This is a genomic window from Streptomyces sp. NPDC044061, assembly GCF_056434305.1.
Genome location: NZ_JBWKFL010000157.1, coordinates 1 through 2,166 on the forward strand (window position 1 = coordinate 1; position 2,166 = coordinate 2,166).

At 71.0% G+C, this 2,166-nt stretch carries 5 protein-coding genes; 4 read left to right on the forward strand and 1 reads right to left on the reverse strand.

Annotated features, from left to right (window positions below; all coding sequences use genetic code 11):
* The first annotated feature begins 43 nt into the window (after nucleotides 1–43).
* The 3 genes from AC07CM_RS50745 (at nucleotide 44) to AC07CM_RS50755 (ending at nucleotide 1,140) form a co-directional block, all read left to right on the forward strand.
* The gene (locus tag AC07CM_RS50745; RefSeq protein WP_478883335.1) at nucleotides 44–253 is read left to right on the forward strand and encodes an acyl-CoA carboxylase epsilon subunit; all 210 of its coding nucleotides are present in this window, start codon (nucleotides 44–46) and stop codon (nucleotides 251–253) included.
* A gap of 111 nt (nucleotides 254–364) precedes the next feature.
* Nucleotides 365–493 carry a morphogenic membrane protein MmpB gene (mmpB, locus tag AC07CM_RS50750; protein WP_478883336.1) on the forward strand — a complete coding sequence of 43 codons (129 nt, stop codon included), beginning with the start codon at nucleotides 365–367 and terminating at the stop codon, nucleotides 491–493.
* Nucleotides 494–519: 26 nt separating this feature from the next.
* Complete coding sequence (locus AC07CM_RS50755) at nucleotides 520–1,140, forward strand: Maf family protein (protein WP_478883337.1); 621 nt, start codon at nucleotides 520–522, stop codon at nucleotides 1,138–1,140.
* Here the strand turns inward: AC07CM_RS50755 and AC07CM_RS50760 are convergent.
* Nucleotides 1,109–1,699, reverse strand: a complete 591-nt coding sequence (locus AC07CM_RS50760) for a hypothetical protein (RefSeq protein WP_478883338.1) — start codon at nucleotides 1,697–1,699, stop codon at nucleotides 1,109–1,111. The genes AC07CM_RS50755 and AC07CM_RS50760 overlap by 32 nt on opposite strands.
* 375 nt (nucleotides 1,700–2,074) lie before the next feature.
* Here AC07CM_RS50760 and AC07CM_RS50765 point away from each other — a divergent pair.
* Nucleotides 2,075–2,166 (forward strand): biotin carboxylase N-terminal domain-containing protein (locus AC07CM_RS50765; RefSeq protein WP_308427085.1); only part of this gene is annotated, 92 nt, incomplete at its 3' end.

Genomic DNA, 2,166 nt, shown 5'->3' on the forward strand with positions numbered 1-2,166 from the left:
CGGCAACATCCCCCTCTAAGCCCCGCGGACCCTTGGAGCGGTCATGAACATCAAGGTCGTACGAGGCAACCCGACCCCGGAGGAGCTGGCCGCCGCACTGGCGGTGGTCCGCGCCCGCGCCGCGGCGGCGGCAGCCACGCCGCCCGGCGCGCCCGGCCCCCGGGACTCCTGGTCGGACCCGTCCCGCATCGCCGGCCACCGCGTCCCGCACCCCGGCCCGGCGTCCTGGACGCGCACCTACTGGCCCAGCTGAGGCGCGGCCGGCCCCGGGCGCGCGGAACCGCGCACAGAACCGCAGGACAGGGCGCCTTTTTGAGTACCGGTACTCAGGCGCCCCGCCCGGCCGGGGCCGCACGCTGGGAGCATGCTGTGGTCAGACCCCGAGAACGAGCCGCCCGAAGAACTGCGCGACATGCAGGAGATGCTGCGGCGGCTCGGCCTCGTTCTGGCCCTCGCCATGCTGCTCGGGATGATCCTGCTCGGGCTGAGGTAGCGCGGCGGCCCGGCTAACCTGACGGCATGACTGCCAATCCGCGCAGGCGACTCGTGCTCGCCTCCCAGTCCCCCGCCCGGCTGGGCCTCCTGCGCCAGGCGGGCCTCCTGCCCGAGGTGATCGTCAGCGGGGTCGACGAGGACGCCGTCACCGCGCCCACCCCGGCCGAGCTGGCGCTCGCCCTGGCCGAGGCGAAGGCCTCCGTCGTGGCGGCGAAACCGGAGGTGCAGGGCGCCCTGGTGATCGGTTGCGACTCGGTGCTGGAGCTGGACGGGCAGGCCCTCGGCAAGCCCGCCGACGCCGAGGAGGCCACCGCCCGCTGGAAGGCCATGCGCGGCCGGACCGGGACCCTCCAGACGGGCCACTGCGTCTGGGACACGGCGGCCAAACGGTACGTCTCCGGGACCGCCTCCACCGTCGTGCACTTCGGCGATCCCTCGGACGAGGAGATCGCCGCGTACGTCGCCTCCGGCGAGCCCCTCTACGTCGCCGGTGCGTTCACCCTGGACGGCCGTTCGGCGCCGTTCATCGAGGGCATCGACGGCGACCACGGCAACGTGATCGGCATCAGCCTGCCCCTCGTCCGGCGACTGCTGGCCGAACTGGGTGTCGGCATCACGGAGTTGTGGGCAGAACCGGCTGAGTGACCTGGCCGGGGACGGAGTCCTGGGGCTCCTCGTCCCCGTCCTGCGGCGTGTTCTCGGGGCCGTGCGCCCCGGCCACCCCACCGGGGGCCCCGGCAGGCTCCGCCTCGGCCTTCGGGTCGCCGCCCTGTCCCCCGGGGCCACCGCCTGCGGCGCCCCGCTCCGGGCCGCTGTCGTGGTCGTACGTCATCAGGAGCAGTACGACGAGCCCGAGCACCACCACCATGAAGACGAACGCCGTCCAGCCCACCAGGCCCCAGGCGAAGGCGCCCAGCAGGCCGTGCACCACCGCGACGCTGACCAGCAGCACCCGTCCGAAGCCGGCGGGGGCCCGGTTGCGTATCGCGACGAGCAGGGCCACGACGGCACACAGGGCGAAGTAGAGGCCGAAGATCAGGCCGCCGACCTTCGAGGACGTCGCCATGACGCCGGAGTCGAGGCCGGCCAGGGACATCTTCTGCCGGTCCACCACCACTCCGAGGAACCAGTTCAGTGCCGCGATCACGAATGCCTCGGCCAAGAGGACGACCGCCACGACCCATGCCACCGGTCTGCGCACCACCGGCCCCCACCCACTTTCGACCTCAGCCCGAGCAGAGCTGCTGTTACCTGAAGTACGTTCGAGTCATCGCGAACGCTACTAACGGGTAAACCCAGGGACAAGGGTTCGGGCACCAGCAAAGAATCATTGGGCCATTCGTAGGGACTCGACAAAGAATCAGAGTGGGCCGCAGCACGCCCTCACAGAGACCTTGACCACACGACGGGGCTAGGGTTTTCCGCAGGAGTCCTGCGTACCGAGGTGCGACAAGGACTTTCGCGGGTCGGGCGAGCCTCGCATCACGCTCCGTGTGGGCAAGCTCACCATTGGGGACGGGTCGTAGTGCCGTGTCGGCAGTCCCTAAACTCGGCTTGTTTCAAGGAGGGAGCCTCAATCGTGCGCAAGGTGCTCATCGCCAACCGTGGCGAAATCGCTGTCCGCGTGGCCCGGGCCTGCCGGGACGCCGGGATCGCGAGCGTGGCCGTATA